This is a genomic window from Leptothrix toolikensis (SeqCode) (assembly GCF_057922285.1).
The window spans coordinates 51,274-67,490 of record NZ_JBYSVC010000001.1 but is presented as its reverse complement, the minus strand read 5'-3'; the positions used below and the strand labels follow the sequence as shown (position 1 = coordinate 67,490).

Sequence of the window (16,217 nt, the reverse complement as noted above, 5' to 3'; positions counted from 1 at the left end):
TCAACGTTGAAGAACCGCTACCATCCCGCCCCATGTCTGGAAATATTCTGTTCGGCTTTCATGCCGTGACGGTGCGTATCAAAACAGCACCGCAATCCATCCGCGAGATCCACATCGACGCCAACCGTCGCGATGCTCGCATGCGTCAACTGGTCGAGCGTATTCAGGCCGCTGGCCTGCGGCTGATCGACAGCGATGATCAGCGCCTGAGTCGTCTAGGCGGCTCAGATCGTCACCAAGGTGTGGTGGCCCGTGTCGAGCCCATCAAGGACAGCCGTACCTTGGATGAGCGCCTTGATGACCTTCAAGAAGAGTCGGATGCGGTACCGCTGCTCTTGGTGCTTGACGGTGTGACCGATCCGCACAACCTTGGTGCTTGTCTGCGGGTGGCGGATGGCGCGGGCGCTCAGGCCGTGATTGCGCCCAAGGACCATGCGGTCGGCTTGGGGGCCACGGTGTCCAAGGTTGCCAGCGGCGCGGCTGAGACGGTGCCGTACTTCATGGTGACCAATTTGGCCCGGACCTTGGGTGAGCTGAAGGATCGCAACATCTGGGTGATCGGCACCAGCGATGACGCGGAAAAGACCCTGTATGACATTGATCTGCGCGGTCCCGTCGCTTTGGTGTTGGGTGCTGAAGGCTCCGGGATGCGTCAGTTGACGCGCAAAACCTGCGATGAGCTGGTGCGCATCCCGATGCAAGGGGCGGTCGAGAGCTTGAATGTTTCGGTCGCTTCGGCGCTGTGCCTCTACGAAGCCCTGCGTCAGCGTCAAGCTAAACCGGCCGCCAAGCCTGGAGCCAAATCATGATGACGTCGATCAAGTTGCGGCATGTCGGGGCGGCTTTGGTCGCCTGCGCTTTGCTGCTGGGCGGCTGCACCCAAGAAAAGCAAAACGCCATCAAGCGCAGCATCCAGAACTGGACCGGCACCAACGGCATTTTGGAGGTTTATGCCGGTGACAAGCTGGTGCGGCGCTTCGTCAAAATCGACAAGCTGAGCACGGCGTATGGCACCGAAGATGGCCAGCCTCGGCCCTATCGCTACGGCTACGGTGTGCTCGACGAGAACCTCAACAGCGTGGCCGACGACGGTGAAAAGCGGGTCTATTTCGAGATCAGCGACTACTCGACGTCCTACGTTTTCTTCGAGAGTCCACGCTGAGTCTGGGCCTAGCGGCGCTGTTCGCTTCCACGTTTTGTGAGCTTTGCGGGCTGTTCATGTTCGGCCCGCTGCTGCTTTTCACCCTGAAAGCGCGTGGGCTCGATACCGCTGAAGTGGGATTGGTCAGTGCCAGCCAATGGTTGGGCATGGCGCTGGCCACGCCGTTCACCGCCGGTTGGGTGCGGCGTCTGGGGCCGCAAGGCGCGCTGCAAGCCAGTGGCGTGGTGCCCTTGCTGGCGCTTTTGGGCATCACGTTGAGCACCTCCGCACCGCTGTGGGCCGGGCTTTATTTGATCGCCGGGGCAGCCGGTGCGCTGCGCTGGATCGTCGCTGAATCCACGGTGGCTGAGCTGGCCCCTGCGGCTTGGCGCGGTCGCATCGTCGGCCTCTACGAAACCATGGTCGGGGCCACCTTTGTGCTCGGTCCTGCTTTGTTGGCCTTGATCGGCACCGAAGGCGCTGGGGCTGAAACGTCCCGCTGGACGGCCATTGCGTTGGTGGGCTTGGGGGTGCTGCTGACGGCGTTGGTCCCGAAGCGTGAACACCCGGCCGATGAAGATGTGCGCTTGGGCTGGCACGGCATTTTTGACGCCCTGCGCGCGGCACCGGCCGTGATGGTGGTGGGTTTTGTGGGTGGCTTTTTCGAGGCGGGCCTAGCTAGTTTGCTGCCGCTGTTTGGCCTTGCCCACGGTTTCCCGGTCGCTCAAGCGGCCTTGCTGGTCTCGGCCAGCGGGTTAGGCAGCGCCTTGATGATGGTGCCGGTGGGGTTGGCGGCTGATCGCTGGTCGCTGGAGCGCATCTGGCGCTGGTGCGCCCGCGTCAATCTGTGCGCCACGCTGCTCCTGCCCTTGGTGGGTCTTTTTCCCGAGGCGCGCCCCTTGGCCTGGCTGATCGCCTTTGCTTGGGGCGGCGCAGGGGGCGCGCTTTACACCTTGGCGATGGTCGATATCGGCCACCGTCACCAAGGGGTCGCTTTGGTCAATGCCACCGCCGTGTTGGTGCTCTCTTACACCTTGGGCGGTCTCTGCGCTCCGGCCTTTGGGGCCTCAGCGCTGCAATTCGCACCCATCTGGGGCTTGCCCATCTTGCTCAGTCTGGTGGCTGGTTTGGGCCTGAGGGCGTTGGTCAAAAGTTGATGGGGCTCTAAACTTGGCGGGTAAGGAGGACGACACCATGCTCGGTTTTCAACTCACCTTTTTCACCCAGCAAGACTGCCGCCATGGGCACACGCCCCTGGCCGAATGGCTGCTGCTTGAAGCCCGTCAACTGGGTCTCAGCGGCGGCACGCTCACCATGGCCGGCGAGGGTTTTGGGCGCGGCGGCAAGTTGCACTCGGCGCACTTCTTTGAGTTGGCCGACCAGCCGGTCGAAGTCACCATCGCTGCCAGCGCCGCCGATGCCGAACGCTTGTTCCAACGCCTGCGCGACGAGCACATCAACGTCTTCTACGTCAAGACCCCCATCGAATTTGGCATGACCGGCTCGGTCTGATCAATGACTCGCCTCAAACTGCTCTGCCTTGCGTGCCATGGGCGCGTATCGGTTCGCCGATAATCCGCACCATGCAATCGACATCACAACCCTCCTCCCTGCCCTCGACTGTTGCCGCCTCTGTTGCCGCAGACACCAGCACGCTCAGCTATGAGCAAGCCGGGGTCAATTACGACCTGATCGACCCGCTCAAGATCGCTGCCCAACGTGCAGCGGCTGCCACGGCGGTGTCGATGACTGGGCGTGGCTTTGCTGAAGTGAGCGCCTCGCGGGGCGAATCAGCGTATGTGCTCGACGTGGGCCCGTTTTACTTGGCTTCCATCGTGGAATGCCTCGGCACCAAGACCTTGGTCGCTGACGAGATGGCGCAGCTCACGGGCCGCTCTTGGTACGACGGTATCGCGCAAGACACCATCGCCATGGCCATCAACGATCTGATCACCGTCGGGGCCACGCCCTTGGTGGTGCAGGCGTACTGGGCAGCTGGTGGATCGGCTTGGTTTGAAGACAAGCTGCGCGCCAACGCGCTGGTGGACGGCTGGAAGAAGGCGTGCGATGTCTGCAAGGTGGCTTGGGGCGGCGGCGAAACCCCGGCGCTGGCGGGCATCGTCGAAGCCGGTCGCATCGACTTGGCTGCTTCGTGTACCGGCATCGTCAGCCCGAAAGATCGTCTCTCGCTGGGCGACCACCTTGGCGCAGGCGACGCCATCGTGCTGCTGGCTTCGAGCGGTATCCACGCCAATGGTTTGAGCTTGGCGCGCAAGTTGGTGGAGCGCCTCCCCCAAGGCTATTTGACCGAGATCGACCCGGTAAATCACCCCGGCCTGAGCTATGGCGCGGCGCTGCTTGCACCCACCGTGCTCTATTCGCCCGTGACTGAAGCGCTGGCTGCTGCGGGGATCCGGCCGCATTACTGCGCCAACATCACCGGCCACGGCTGGCGCAAGCTGCTGCGTCATCCGATTGAAATGACGTATCGCATCCACACCGTGCCGCCCGTTACCCCGGTGCTGAAGTTCATCCAAGAACAAGCTCGCCAAGACGATCACGAGGCCTACAGCACGCTCAATATGGGCGCGGGGTTTGCGCTATACGTGGCTGCTGAAGACGCTGAGCGCTGCGTCGAGATCGCCAAGGCCCAAGGCATCGACGCTTGGGTGGCGGGCCGCTTGGAAGCCGGTCCGAAGCGTTTGCTGATCGAGCCTTTGGGCATCGAGTACGGCAGCGACGACCTGCAATTGCGCTAACAGTAGTGCTAAGCAGCACCACGGTGGCTCCCTACCTCCATCCTGAGCAGCTCGACTTCCCGCCCACCACCGAGGTGTTGGGCGAGGACAGCGGCGCGGCGGGTTTGCTGGCGATCGGCGGCGATTTGAGCGTGGCGCGGCTGCGGGCCGCCTACCAGCGCGGCATTTTTCCGTGGTTTTCGCCCGGGCAACCGATCCTATGGTGGAGTTTGGCACCGCGCATGGTGCTGCAAACCCGCGACTTCAAGCTGCACCGCTCGCTGCGCAAAACCTTGGCGCGTTTTATCCAAGAAGCCACGCAGCTGCATCCGCGCTGCGAAGTGGTTTTTGACCGCAACACGCCCGCCGTGATCGCAGCTTGCGCCGATCGGCCGCGTGAGGGTCAACCCGGCACGTGGATCGTGCCCGAGATGGTCGCCGCTTATAGCGCTTGGCACCACGCGGGCGACGTGCATTCGGTTGAAACTTGGATCGACGGTGAGCTGGTTGGTGGCCTGTACTGCGTGCATTTGGGCGGCATGGTCTACGGCGAATCCATGTTTGCCCGGCGCAGCGACGCCTCCAAGATCGCGCTGGCCGCGTTGGTGGCGTTTTGCCGCTTGAAGGGCATCGACTGGATCGACTGCCAACAGCAAACCGGCCACTTGGCCTCGCTGGGTGCGGCACCTGTAGCGCGTGCTGACTTTGAAGCCCATCTGCACCGGGTCACCACGCCTGAAGCGATGAGGGCTGCGGCGCGCTGGCAGTTCGAGCCCGCCATGTGGCAAGCGCTCTCATAAGCGGTTTGAACAAGCGCCTCCATGCATAACGAGCTGCTGCACGCTTATCTCACCGCGCCCTACCCGTGCAGCTACTTGCCAGAGCAACAAGCGCGCTCGGAAGTGGTGATCCCGATCCAGCCGGTGAGCAATGCGGTCTATCAGCAGCTGTACGTCGGTTTGGTGCGCGAGGGCTTTCGGCGCAGCGGGCCGTATGTTTACCGACCGCGCTGTGACGCCTGCCAAGCGTGTACTGCGCTACGTGTGCGCACCCACGATTTCAAGCCGGATCGCAGCCAGCGGCGCAGCGCTGCACGTCACGCTGATTTGGTGGTGCGCGTGCGGCCGGTGGGGTTCGATGCTGAACACTTCGCGCTTTATCAGCGCTACCAATCGCATCGCCATGTGGGCGGTGGCATGGACCAAGACAGCGCCAAGCAGTACGCCGAGTCGATGCTGCCCAGCCGGGTCCACACCCGCATCATCGAATTTCGCGAACCCGACTTAGGGCCGAACGAAGAACTCGGTCAGCTGCGCATCGTCAGCTTGGTCGATGTGCTCGACGACGGCTTGTCGGCGGTTTACACCTTCTTTGATCCGGATGTCGTCGGCGCGAGCTACGGCACTTACGCGGTGCTGTGGCAGATTGAGCGCGCCCGGCGTCTGGGCTTGCCCTACGTTTATCTGGGCTACTGGATCGAAGGCTGCCGCAAGATGAACTACAAAACGCGCTTTACGCCGCACGAAGTTTTGATCGACGGGCGCTGGCAAGCCCTGAAGCTGGCGTCCGCGTCGTCTAAGCGCGCCGCAGCAGCGTCCAAAGTTCCAGCAGACCCAGCAACACCGGCTGATGCAGCATGTAAAAGCTCAGCGGCCAACGACCCAAGCGCGCCAAAGGTTGAAGCAGTGCCGTCAGTGCGCCCAAGCCCCCACCCAAAACACCCATCGACGGGCGCTTGAGCAGCCAACGGCCCAGCAACCAGCCGCCGAACATCACCCCAAACCATGGCAGCAAGGGCACGTAGTCTTCGGTGATGGGTTTGTGGGTGGCCAGACCCACCCAGCCGGTGAGGCGGCTGTCAAAAACCGGATGCGCCCCCCAAAGCGGCAGCAGCAACATGACCCCCGCCAAGCCCCAGCCCCAGCGCTCGACCCCCACGCGCCAACCCGGCTGCGGCCGTAAAAGTTGCACCAACAGCAACATCACCGCCATGGCGTGCAAGACGCCAAACCAGATAAAACTGTGCGGAAACATCCACCACGAGCCCACCGACACCAAGAGCGCGCAGCCCGCGATCTGCGCCCAACGCCGCCAAGCCATGCGCGCTGCATGCTCAAACGCCAACGCTTGCCCCAAGCCCGCGCAGAGCAAAAAGAGCGTGACGATCAGCGTGCGCTGCGTGGTCCAGAACGGATCGGCATAGAAGTTCTGCCGCCCGATCAGGCCGTATTGGTTCAGATCAAAACTGAAGTGAAACCCCGCCATCCACACCATCGCCAGCCCACGCAGGGCGTCGAGACGGGGAAGACGGCGGGACTTGTCGCTCAACCTGCATCCTCGTCCTGCACCACATCTTTGAGTTTGTGGCTGGCGCGGAAGGTGACGACGTTGCGGGCGCGGATGGGGATGATCTCGCCGGTGCGGGGGTTGCGCCCCGGACGCGGGGCTTTGCGGCGCACTTGGAAGTTGCCAAAGCCGGTGAGCTTGACATCTTCACCGCGCAGCAACGCAGCGTGGATGTGGACGAAGAAGGCGTCCACCATGTCCTTGGCCTCGCGCTTATTCAGACCGAGGCGCTCAAAAAGCAACTCGGCCAGTTCGGCCTTGGTCAAGGTAGGCGTCGAAGCCAGCATCGCCTCCAACACGTCGTCCGGGATCACTGCCATGGTTTCAGGCTCCGCGCAGATGGGCACCCACCGCTTGTTGCACTGCGTCGATGGCGGCCTTGACCACCTCGTCGCTGCGGGCATCGGTCAACGGGGCTTCGTCGTCAAGCAACTCCAAGCGAATCGCCAGACTGCGTTCACCCGGGGCAAAGCCAGCGGCACCGGCTTGGGGGCGGTAGACGTCGAACAGCTTGGCGCTGCGCAACACACCGCCCGTGGGGGCAGTCAGCAGGCTTTGGATCAGCGCGTCGTGGCTCACGGCCTCACCCACGACCAAGGCGATGTCGCGCGTCACGGCTTGCTGGCGCGCCACCGGGGCAAAGACCGGCACGTCACGCGCCAAGAGCGCCGCCACATCCAGCTCAAACAGCACCGGCGCGCCTTGACCGGCGGGCAGCTCGTAGCCTTGACGCCAGCGCGGATGCAACTCGCCCACCACGCCGATCACTTGACCGTCCAGCAACACCTGAGCGCAGCGGCCCGGATGCATCGCTGGATGCTCGGCGGCCACAAAGCTGGCTTGGCGCGGCGCAAGCAGCGCTTGCACATCAGCCTTGACGTCGAAGAAATCGACCGCACGCTCTTTGTCACCCCACTGCAAGGGCGACACCGGGCCCCAAGCCAGACCGGCGAGCCGCAACGGCTGGTCGATACCGGCCACGGTTTGTTCGCTGGCCGCGACCGAAGCGTCGCGCTTGAACACCCGGCCTAATTCGAAGACGCGCACGCGCGGCGCACGGCGCGCCAAGTTGTGCCGCAACACCTGCACCAAGCTGCCGATCAAGCTCGAACGCATCACCGCCAACGGTGCGGCGATCGGGTTGAGCAAGCGGATCGGCGCGGCGTTGCCGGCCAGCTCAAGCTCCCAACGCTCTTCGACAAAGCTGAAGTTGATGGTTTCTTGGTAGTCAAGCGCGGCCACAGCACGCCGCAAGGCGTGGCTGGAGCGTTGCGCTTCGGGTCGGACACGCGCCGTCACCGGCGCCACCGGCGGAGTCAGCGGCAGTTGATCAAAGCCGATGACACGGATCACTTCTTCGATCAGGTCTTCTTCGATGGCGATGTCAAAACGCCAGCTCGGCGGCGTCACGCTCAGCACGCCCTCGCCTTCGGTGAATTCAAGCCCCAACCGGGTCAACACGGTGGCGCATTGCGCTTGGGTCACCGGCATGCCGATGACCTTGGCGGCGCGCTCGACCCGCAGCGCCACGGCCCGACGCTCGGGCAGCTGGAGGCTTTGATCGGTGACGGGGCCGCAAGTGGTTTGGGCGTCACCGCAGATCGACTGGATCAAGTCGGTGATGTACTCAATGCGTGCCACGGTTTGAGCCGGATCGACACCGCGCTCAAAACGATGGCTGGCATCGGTGCTGAAGTTAAAGCGGCGCGCCCGGCCAGCAATCGCTTCCGGCCACCAGAATGCGGCTTCGACGTAGACGTTGCGCGTCTCGTCGCCCACGGCGGTGGCGTCACCACCCATGATGCCGGCGAGCGATTCGACCGATTGCTCATCAGCGATCACACCGACCTTGGCGTCGAGTGCGACGGTGTTGCCGTTGAGCAGCTTGAGGCTTTCGCCTTCACGCCCCCAGCGCACCGTCAGGCCGCCGTGGATCTTGTCCAGATCAAAAATGTGCGTCGGCTGGCCGTACTCGAACATGACGTAGTTCGAGATATCGACCAAGGCGCTGACGGAGCGTTGGCCGCAGCGTGCCAGCCGGTCCACCATCCAGGCGGGTGTCTTGGCTTGCGGGTGGATGCCGCGCACCACTCGGCCGGAGAAACGGCCACACAGATCGGCCGCTTCGACATGCACCGGCAGCACGTGATCGATGCTTGGAGCCACGGCGGGCACCACCGGCGTGCGCAGCGGCGCGCCGGTCAAGGCCGAGACTTCGCGAGCGATGCCGTACACGCTCAAACCATGGCCCAGATTGGGCGTGAGCTTGAGGGTAAAGAGCGTGTCATCGAGCTTCAAATGCTCACGGATGTCTTGGCCGAGCGGGGCGTCAAGCGCCAGTTCGAGCAAGCCGCCGTTGTCCTCCGCGAGCTGGAGTTCGCGCGCCGAGCACAGCATGCCGAAGCTCTCAACGCCGCGCAGTTTGCCCGTGCCGATCTTGAAGGGTTTGCCATCTTCGCCGGGGGGCAGTTCGGCACCCACGGTGGCCAGTGGAATGCGAATACCGGCGCGGGCGTTGGGGGCACCGCAAACGATTTGCAGCGGGCCGTCTGGGCTGTGCGGGCCAGCATCGACCTTGCACACACGCAGGCGGTCGGCGTTGGGATGTTGCACAGCTTCGAGGATCTCAGCCACGACGATGCCGTGAAACGGCGGTGCCACGGGCTTGAGCTCTTCGACTTCCATACCGGCCATGGTCAGCAGGTGAGCCAGCTCGGCGGTGTTCAGTTCAGGGTTGCAGAACTCGCGCAACCACGATTCAGGAAATTGCATCTCTTCGGTCCTTGCGGCGGGGCAGCGGGAATTACTTGAACTGGCTCAGAAAGCGCAAATCGCCTTCAAAGAACAGCCGCAGATCGTTGACGCCGTAGCGCAGCATGGTCAGGCGATCCGGGCCCATGCCGAAGGCGAAACCGATGTACTTCTCAGGGTCAAGGCCGTAGTTGCGCACCACGTTCGGATGCACCTGGCCGGAGCCGGCGACTTCGAGCCAGCGACCTTTGAGCGGCCCGCTGGCAAAGGCGATGTCCACCTCGGCCGAGGGTTCGGTGAAGGGGAAGAACGAGGGGCGAAAGCGCAGCTCCAGCTCATCGGTCTCAAAGAAGGTGCGGAAGAAATCGGTAAAGACCGCTTTCAAGTCTTTGAACGACACGTTCTCACCAATCCACAGGCCTTCGCACTGGTGAAACATCGGCGAGTGGGTGGCGTCTGAATCGACGCGGTAGGTACGGCCCGGCGCGATGACGCGAATTTCGGGCATCCCGTCGAGGTGGGCGTGGCGCGCAGCGTGCTGGCGGGCGTAACGCACCTGCATCGGCGAGGTATGCGGCCGCAAGCACAAGGGGCGACCCGCCTCGTCCTGCATATCGACGTAGAAGGTGTCTTGCATGGAACGCGCCGGATGGTTTTCCGGGTTGTTCAAAGCGGTGAAGCTGTGCCAATCGGTTTCGATCTCGGGGCCATCGGCCACATCAAAACCCATCGAACCAAAGATCTGCTCAATGCGCTCCAGCGTGCGCGACACCGGATGCAAGCCGCCCAGCGAGCGGCCACGGCCCGGCAGGGTCACGTCGAGCGCTTCCGCCTTGAGCTGTGCTTGCAATTCGGCCTCTGCCAACGCACGACGACGCTCGCCCAGCAGCGCTTCGATGCGCTGTTTGGTCTCGTTGATCGCAGCGCCCCGGGTCTTTTTTTCCTCGGGGCTGAGCTTGGCCATGCCCTTGAGCAGTTCAGTGACCAAGCCGGTCTTGCCGGTAAAGCGCGCCTTGGCGTCTTCAAGCTGAGCGGGTGTCAGCGCTGCAGCGAAGTCAGCCGCAGCGCTCGCCACGATTTGTTCGAGATCGTTCATCGACGCATCGAATCCATGCAGTAGGAAAGAAAAAAGGCCGAACGGATTCGGCCTTTCATGCAGCGCAACGGGGTGTTGATCTCAACGACCCACCCCGGGCAACGCTATCAAGCGAGCTGGGCCTTGGCCTTCTCGACGATGGCACCGAACGCAGCCAAGTCATGCACAGCCATGTCGGCCAGCACCTTGCGATCGACTTCGATCGTGGCTTTCTTCAGGCCCGACATGAAGCGGCTGTACGTGATGCCGAATGAACGGGCGGCCGCATTGATACGGACAATCCACAAACGACGGAACACGCGCTTCTTGGCGCGGCGGTCACGGTAGGCGTATTGGCCCGCCTTCATCACCGCCTGTTTGGCGATGCGATAGACGTTTTTACGACGACCACGGTAGCCCTTAGCAAGGGCCAGAATCTTTTTATGACGAGCACGGGCGGTAACACCACGTTTGACGCGAGGCATGGTTCTCTTCCTTTAGTCTTGGTGGATTACAGACCAGCAAACGGCAGCATCTGCGCCATGTGACCCATATTGGTCTCATGAACGCTGACGGTACCGCGCAGGTGGCGCTTGTTCTTGGTGGTCTTCTTGGTCAGGATGTGGCGCTTGAACGCTTGACCGCGCTTGACGGTACCACCCGGACGAACGCGAAAACGCTTCTTCGCGCTGCTCTTGGTCTTCATTTTGGGCATGACTGCTCCTTCACGTTGTTCCCATCAGGCGCCGCGAACATCTCGCGGTCTTGGGGGCCTACGGGCACTGGAGCGCAGCAGCGACCAAACCGCTGCACTCCGAGATTTAAAAATGGCTTACTTTTTCTTCTTGGGGGCCAGCACCATGATCATCTGGCGGCCCTCAAGACGTGGCATGTGCTCGACCAGCGAGACATCCGTCAATTCATCGCGCACACGCTCCAAAAGGCGCATACCGATGTCTTGGTGGGTGATTTCACGACCCCGGAAGCGCAAGGTGACCTTGCCCTTGTCGCCCTCTTCCAGAAAACGCCGCAGGTTACGCAGCTTGATCTGGTAGTCGCCTTCATCGGTACCCGGCCGGAATTTGACTTCCTTGACCTCGATGATGTGCTGGCGCGCTTTGGCTTCCGCTGTCTTCTTCTGCTCTTGATACTTGAACTTGCCGTAGTCCATCAAGCGGCACACCGGCGGATTCGCGGTTGCCGCGATTTCCACCAGATCGACATCCTGTTCAGCAGCAAGACGCAGTGCTTCTTGAATGCTAACGATGCCCAAGGGCTCGTTCTCAGGTCCATTGAGACGGACGTCAAGAGCAGTGATTTCGCGGTTCAGGCGATGTTTGCGTTCGGCATTGGGCGTCCGACGGTCAAGAAAAGTAGCGATGGTCAGATTCCTTCAGGGTACACACCCTTGAGTCAAAACAACACACACCTGAAACACAAGACATCAAACCAAACCCAAGCTCACTCCTGAGTCGTGAGTTCGGTAGCGATTTTCCCGGAGAAGGCCTCCAAGGCCATCACACCGAGGTCTTGATTGCCTCTGGCGCGTACCGCAACGGTCCCCGCTGCCTTTTCTTTGTCGCCGACAACGAGAAGATAGGGAACCTTTTGCAATGAATGCTCTCTTATTTTATACGTGATTTTTTCGTTGCGCAAATCAATCGAGACCCTAAGTCCTTGTTTTTGCAGCTGTTTGGCCACTTCTTGGACGTAATCGGTCTGGGCATCGGTGATGTTGAGCACGACCACTTGCGTCGGTGCGAGCCAAGTGGGCAAAGCACCGGCGTGCTCTTCGATCAAGATGCCAATAAAGCGCTCTAGGCTGCCCAAGATCGCACGGTGCAACATGACAGGACGATGCCGCGTGCCATCTTCGCCCACGAACTCAGCATCCAAGCGTTCCGGCAAGTTCGGATCCACTTGGATGGTGCCGCACTGCCACTGACGCCCCAGCGCATCTTTCAGGGTGTATTCGATTTTCGGGCCGTAGAAAGCGCCTTCGCCGGGCAAGTACTCGAACTCACAACCCGCAGCCCGCAGCCCTTCAGCCAAGGCTGCTTCGGCCCGATCCCAACTTTCCTCGGTGCCGATGCGTTTTTCGGGCCGTGTGGATAGCTTGTAGATGATGTCGGTGAAGCCGAAGTCTTTGTAGACCTTCTTGAGCAATGCGGTGAATGCGGCCACCTCGGTTTGGATCATGTCTTCTGTACAGAAGATGTGACCATCGTCTTGGGTGAAGCCGCGCACGCGCATGATGCCGTGCAGACTGCCGGTGGGTTCATTGCGATGGCAAGCCCCGAATTCACCGTAACGCAGCGGCAGATCGCGGTAGCTCTTGAGGCCCTGTTTGTAGATCAGGATGTGGCCTGGGCAGTTCATCGGCTTCAAAGCGTATTCACGCTTTTCAGACTCGGTGGTGAACATGTTCTCGCGGTACTTGTCCCAGTGGCCGGTTTTTTCCCACAGGCCTTTGTCAAGGATCTGCGGTCCCTTGACCTCTTGGTAGCCATTCTCGCGGTACACCCGGCGCATGTACTGTTCAACTTCCTGCCAAATCGCCCAGCCCTTCGGGTGCCAAAACACCGTGCCGGGTGAGTATTCGTCCATGTGGAACAGATCAAGTTCGCGACCGAGCTTGCGGTGATCGCGCTTCTCGGCTTCTTCCAGCATCAAGAGGTATTTCTGCAAATCGTCCTTGGTCGCCCAAGCGGTGCCGTAGACGCGTTGCAGCATTTCATTGCGATGATCGCCGCGCCAATAGGCCCCGGCCACCTTCATCAGCTTGAAGAACTTCAGCTTGCCGGTGCTTGGGACGTGCGGGCCACGGCACAGATCGGTGAACTTGCCTTCGGCGTAGAGCGAAACATCCTCACCAGCCGGGATGCTTTCGATGAGTTCTGCCTTGTAGGCTTCACCGATCGACTTGAAATAGCGCACCGCTTCATCGCGGGCCACGACGCGCCGGGCGATCTTCTCGTCCTTGTTGGATAGTTCCGTCATCTTCTTTTCGATGGCGACCAGATCCTCCGGCGTGAACGGGCGCTTGTACGAGAAGTCGTAATAAAAACCGTGTTCGATGGTCGGCCCAATCGTGACTTGGGCATCGGGGAACAGTTCTTTGACAGCGTAGGCCAACAAGTGCGCGGTCGAGTGGCGAATCACATCCAGCCCGTCAGCGTCTTTGGCCGTGATGATGGCCAGCTGCTCATCAACCTCGATCAGGTGACTGGTATCGACCAATCGGGCGCTCTCGCCTGCGCCGATACGGCCAGCCAATGCGGCCTTGGCCAGACCCGTGCCGATGGAAGCCGCCACGTCGGCCACCGTCACCGGGCCGGGAAATTCGCGCTTGGAACCGTCGGGAAGCTGTATCGAAACCATGAAATCCTCAGAACATACCTAAGGGGTTGATTTTAAGGGATCAAGATGGCGCGGAAGTCATTGACGTTGGTGCGTGTCGGGCCTGTGATCACCGAATCACCCAAGGCGTGAAAGAAACGATGTGCATCGTTGTTATCCAGATGGCTGCGTGGGTTGAAACCCAAGGCCCAAGCCCGTTGCAGCGTATCGGGGCCAAGGCAGGCACCGGCGATGTTTTCGGCACCATCCACACCATCGGTATCACCTGCGAGGGCATGGACGCCGGCCAGTCCCTCTAAAGCGAGGGCCAGAGCAAGCAAAAACTCCACGTTGCGCCCTCCTCGGCCTGTACCGCGCACCGTCACGCTGGTTTCGCCGCCTGACAACAGCACGCAAGGCGGCTTGAAGGGCTGGGCATGCAGCAGCACCTGCCGGGTGATGCCAGCCAGCACCTTGCCCACATCGCGCGCCTCGCCCTCCAAACTGTCCCCCAAGATGTACGGTGTAAAACCGGCCGCTTGAGCCACCCGAGCCGCCGCTTCAAGGGCTTGCTGCGGGGCCGTGATGATGCGCGTGTCGATGCCGGCCAAGCGCGTATCGCCTGGTTTGATGCTTTCGTCCGCCCCATTCAGAAGAAGATGCCGCACCGCAGGGGGCACGGCGATGCGGTAGCGCTCGATGATCGCCAAGGCTTGCGTGCAGGTCGTGGGATCGGCCACGGTGGGGCCTGAGGCGATGTCCATCGGCTGGTCTCCCGGTACATCGGAGATCAAAAGCGTATGCACCTTGGCCGGATAGCATGCCGCCGCAAGTCGCCCGCCCTTGACGGCTGAGAGATGCCGACGCACGCAGTTCATCTCGGCAATGCTGGCCCCACTTTTGAGCAACGCCGTGTGAACGGCTTGTTTGTCGGCCAGCGTCAGGCCCTTGGCTGGAGCCACCCAAAGCGATGAGCCTCCGCCGGAAATGAGCGCGATCACCAGATCATCCGCCCCAAGGCCTTGCACCATGTCGAGGATGCGGGCCGTGGCCTGTAAACCGGCTGTGTCAGGAACGGGGTGTGCGGCCTGCACGATCTCGATGCGCTGGCAAGATACTTCGTGACCGTAGCGGGTCACCACCAAGCCTTCGAGCGGACCCTCCCAGTGATCTTCAAGGGCGCGCGCCATGGCGGCTGAAGCCTTGCCCGCACCGATCACCAAGGTGCGGCCTCTGGGGCGAGGCGGCAGATGGGCGGGTAAGCACAGCGCGGGTTGGGCGGCCGCAACAGCGGCGTCGAACAAGCGACGCAACAGGGTGCGGGCCTCGATGTCAGGCGTCAGGTTCAGGGTCATGCGTCGGCATTCTGCATAAAAAAACCGCGCCTTGTGGGCGCGGCTTTTTGGTGAGAGAGCTCCGCCGATCAGTGGAACTGCTCTTCTTCGGTCGAGCCGGTCAAGGCCTTCACGGAAGACGAACCACCTTGGATCACGGTGGTCACGTCGTCGAAGTAGCCTGCGCCCACTTCTTGTTGGTGCGACACAAAGGTGTAGCCCTTGTCACGGGCAGCGAATTCTTGTTCTTGCACTTGTTCCACATAGTGCTTCATGCCTTCGCCGCGAGCGTAGGCGTGGGCAAACTGGAACGTGTTGTACCAGTTGATGTGGATACCGGCCAGCGTGATGAACTGGTACTTGTAGCCCAGCGCCGACAGGTCTTCTTGGAAGGAAGCGATCTGCGTGTCGTTGAGGTTTTTCTTCCAGTTGAAGGACGGCGAGCAGTTGTACGACAGCAGCTTGCCCGGGCAAGCGGCGTGAACAGCTTGGGCGAATTCACGCGCAAAACCGATGTCGGGCACGCCGGTTTCGCACCAGACCAGATCCGCGTAGGGCGCGTAAGCCACGCCACGGCTGATGGCTTGCTCCAGGCCGTTCTTGACGCGGTAGAAGCCTTCAGGGGTGCGCTCGCCCGTCAGGAACGGCTTGTCATTGGCATCGTGATCGCTGGTGATCAGGTTGGCTGCTTCAGCATCGGTACGCGCCAAGATGATGGTCGGCACGCCCATGACGTCGGCAGCGAAACGCGCCGAGATCAGCTTTTCGATTGCCTCTTGGGTCGGCACCAACACCTTGCCACCCATGTGACCGCACTTCTTCACGGCAGCCAGTTGGTCTTCAAAGTGAACGCCAGCCGCACCGGAGGCGATCATGTTCTTCATCAGTTCGAACGCATTCAGCACGCCACCGAAACCGGCTTCCGCATCAGCAACGATCGGCAGGAAGTAGTCCACGAACTGCTCGTCGCCCGGATTGATGCCACGGCTCCACTGGATTTCGTCAGCACGCTTGAAGGTGTTGTTGATACGACGCACCATGGTCGGCACCGAGTCATACGCATACAGCGATTGGTCGGGGTACATGGTTTCGCTGGTGTTGCCATCAGCGGCGACTTGCCAGCCCGACAGGTACACGGCTTCCAAGCCAGCCTTGGCTTGTTGCATGGCTTGACCGGCGGTGATCGCACCGAAAGCGTTGACGTAGCCCTTCTTGGCCCCGCCGTTGACTTTGTTCCACAGCGTTTCAGCGCCGCGCTGGGCCAGCGTGTACTCGGGTTGCAGGCTGCCACGCAGACGCACGACGTCGGCGGCGCTGTAGCCACGCTTCACCAGCGCCCAGCGGGGATTTTCAGCCCAGTCTTTTTCGAGGGCAGCGATCTGTTGTTCACGGGTCAATTGGGTCATCACAAGCTCCGATGCGTAGCGGATCGATTAACGGTGGGAATGCAATGAATCTTAGCGGAAAAGAAGACTTATGTCTTATATAAGACA

The 16,217-nt window shown here is 61.4% G+C and carries 16 protein-coding genes and 1 pseudogene; 7 read left to right on the top strand and 10 right to left on the bottom strand.

Features of this window, described 5'->3' with window-relative positions:
- Positions 1-32: 32 nt before the first annotated feature.
- The 7 genes and pseudogenes from rlmB to AC3VI7_RS00290 all read left to right on the top strand — a co-directional run.
- Positions 33-809, top strand: coding sequence for a 23S rRNA (guanosine(2251)-2'-O)-methyltransferase RlmB (gene rlmB / locus AC3VI7_RS00320; RefSeq protein WP_489668959.1), 777 nt, complete (start codon positions 33-35; stop codon positions 807-809).
- Entirely contained in the window at positions 809-1,162 is a 354-nt protein-coding gene (locus tag AC3VI7_RS00315) for a hypothetical protein (protein ID WP_489668987.1), read from the top strand. The genes rlmB and AC3VI7_RS00315 overlap by 1 nt, the downstream gene beginning before the upstream one ends.
- Positions 1,159-2,298, top strand: coding sequence for an MFS transporter (locus AC3VI7_RS00310; RefSeq protein WP_489668986.1), 1,140 nt, complete (start codon positions 1,159-1,161; stop codon positions 2,296-2,298). The genes AC3VI7_RS00315 and AC3VI7_RS00310 overlap by 4 nt, the downstream gene beginning before the upstream one ends.
- 37 nt (positions 2,299-2,335) lie before the next feature.
- Positions 2,336-2,653 (top strand): DUF190 domain-containing protein, encoded by a 318-nt coding sequence (locus AC3VI7_RS00305; protein WP_489668958.1) that lies wholly within the window; start codon positions 2,336-2,338, stop codon positions 2,651-2,653.
- 71 nt (positions 2,654-2,724) lie between these two features.
- Positions 2,725-3,900, top strand: coding sequence for an AIR synthase-related protein (locus AC3VI7_RS00300; protein ID WP_489668957.1), 1,176 nt, complete (start codon positions 2,725-2,727; stop codon positions 3,898-3,900).
- A gap of 23 nt (positions 3,901-3,923) precedes the next feature.
- The gene (aat, locus tag AC3VI7_RS00295) at positions 3,924-4,679 is read left to right on the top strand and encodes a leucyl/phenylalanyl-tRNA--protein transferase (RefSeq protein WP_489668956.1); all 756 of its coding nucleotides are present in this window, start codon (positions 3,924-3,926) and stop codon (positions 4,677-4,679) included.
- 21 nt (positions 4,680-4,700) lie between these two features.
- Positions 4,701-5,438: pseudogene (locus AC3VI7_RS00290) on the top strand (arginyltransferase); the annotation flags it as partial.
- A gap of 16 nt (positions 5,439-5,454) precedes the next feature.
- On the opposite strand, the gene AC3VI7_RS00285 reads toward AC3VI7_RS00290, so the two are convergent.
- The 10 genes from AC3VI7_RS00285 to aceA form a co-directional block, all read right to left on the bottom strand.
- Positions 5,455-6,207 (bottom strand): acetyltransferase domain-containing protein, encoded by a 753-nt coding sequence (locus AC3VI7_RS00285; RefSeq protein ID WP_489668955.1) that lies wholly within the window; start codon positions 6,205-6,207, stop codon positions 5,455-5,457.
- Complete coding sequence (locus AC3VI7_RS00280) at positions 6,204-6,545, bottom strand: integration host factor subunit alpha (RefSeq protein WP_489668954.1); 342 nt, start codon at positions 6,543-6,545, stop codon at positions 6,204-6,206. Before AC3VI7_RS00280 ends, AC3VI7_RS00285 begins: the two co-directional genes overlap by 4 nt.
- Positions 6,546-6,549: 4 nt before the next feature.
- Positions 6,550-8,997, bottom strand: a complete 2,448-nt coding sequence (gene pheT / locus AC3VI7_RS00275; RefSeq protein WP_489668953.1) for a phenylalanine--tRNA ligase subunit beta — start codon at positions 8,995-8,997, stop codon at positions 6,550-6,552.
- 31 nt (positions 8,998-9,028) lie between these two features.
- Entirely contained in the window at positions 9,029-10,072 is a 1,044-nt protein-coding gene (gene pheS / locus AC3VI7_RS00270; protein WP_489668952.1) for a phenylalanine--tRNA ligase subunit alpha, read from the bottom strand.
- A gap of 107 nt (positions 10,073-10,179) precedes the next feature.
- Complete coding sequence (rplT, locus tag AC3VI7_RS00265; RefSeq protein WP_009453125.1) at positions 10,180-10,536, bottom strand: 50S ribosomal protein L20; 357 nt, start codon at positions 10,534-10,536, stop codon at positions 10,180-10,182.
- A gap of 26 nt (positions 10,537-10,562) precedes the next feature.
- Entirely contained in the window at positions 10,563-10,766 is a 204-nt protein-coding gene (gene rpmI, locus AC3VI7_RS00260) for a 50S ribosomal protein L35 (protein ID WP_130480416.1), read from the bottom strand.
- Positions 10,767-10,883: 117 nt separating this feature from the next.
- A complete protein-coding gene (gene infC, locus AC3VI7_RS00255; RefSeq protein WP_489668985.1) occupies positions 10,884-11,438 on the bottom strand; it encodes a translation initiation factor IF-3 in 555 nt (184 codons plus the stop codon).
- Positions 11,439-11,512: 74 nt separating this feature from the next.
- Positions 11,513-13,432: a threonine--tRNA ligase gene (thrS, locus tag AC3VI7_RS00250; protein WP_489668951.1), complete on the bottom strand. Its 1,920-nt coding sequence runs from the start codon at positions 13,430-13,432 to the stop codon at positions 11,513-11,515.
- A gap of 32 nt (positions 13,433-13,464) precedes the next feature.
- Positions 13,465-14,745 carry a glycerate kinase type-2 family protein gene (locus AC3VI7_RS00245; RefSeq protein ID WP_489668950.1) on the bottom strand — a complete coding sequence of 427 codons (1,281 nt, stop codon included), beginning with the start codon at positions 14,743-14,745 and terminating at the stop codon, positions 13,465-13,467.
- 68 nt (positions 14,746-14,813) lie between these two features.
- Entirely contained in the window at positions 14,814-16,130 is a 1,317-nt protein-coding gene (gene aceA / locus AC3VI7_RS00240) for an isocitrate lyase (protein ID WP_489668949.1), read from the bottom strand.
- Positions 16,131-16,217: the final 87 nt, after the last annotated feature.

Excerpts from the sequence above, each read along its gene's own strand:
- AC3VI7_RS00280 (WP_489668954.1), bottom strand. The coding sequence starts at position 6,545 with ATGGCAGTGATCCCGGACGACGTGTTGGAGGCGATGCTGGCTTCGACG.
- rlmB (WP_489668959.1), top strand. The coding sequence starts at position 33 with ATGTCTGGAAATATTCTGTTCGGCTTTCATGCCGTGACGGTGCGTATC.
- AC3VI7_RS00315 (WP_489668987.1), top strand. The coding sequence starts at position 809 with ATGACGTCGATCAAGTTGCGGCATGTCGGGGCGGCTTTGGTCGCCTGC.
- AC3VI7_RS00305 (WP_489668958.1), top strand. The coding sequence starts at position 2,336 with ATGCTCGGTTTTCAACTCACCTTTTTCACCCAGCAAGACTGCCGCCAT.
- rplT (WP_009453125.1), bottom strand. The coding sequence starts at position 10,536 with ATGCCTCGCGTCAAACGTGGTGTTACCGCCCGTGCTCGTCATAAAAAG.
- aceA (WP_489668949.1), bottom strand. The coding sequence starts at position 16,130 with ATGACCCAATTGACCCGTGAACAACAGATCGCTGCCCTCGAAAAAGAC.
- pheS (WP_489668952.1), bottom strand. The coding sequence starts at position 10,072 with ATGAACGATCTCGAACAAATCGTGGCGAGCGCTGCGGCTGACTTCGCT.
- pheT (WP_489668953.1), bottom strand. The coding sequence starts at position 8,997 with ATGCAATTTCCTGAATCGTGGTTGCGCGAGTTCTGCAACCCTGAACTG.
- thrS (WP_489668951.1), bottom strand. The coding sequence starts at position 13,432 with ATGGTTTCGATACAGCTTCCCGACGGTTCCAAGCGCGAATTTCCCGGC.
- AC3VI7_RS00245 (WP_489668950.1), bottom strand. The coding sequence starts at position 14,745 with ATGACCCTGAACCTGACGCCTGACATCGAGGCCCGCACCCTGTTGCGT.
- AC3VI7_RS00300 (WP_489668957.1), top strand. The coding sequence starts at position 2,725 with ATGCAATCGACATCACAACCCTCCTCCCTGCCCTCGACTGTTGCCGCC.
- rpmI (WP_130480416.1), bottom strand. The coding sequence starts at position 10,766 with ATGCCCAAAATGAAGACCAAGAGCAGCGCGAAGAAGCGTTTTCGCGTT.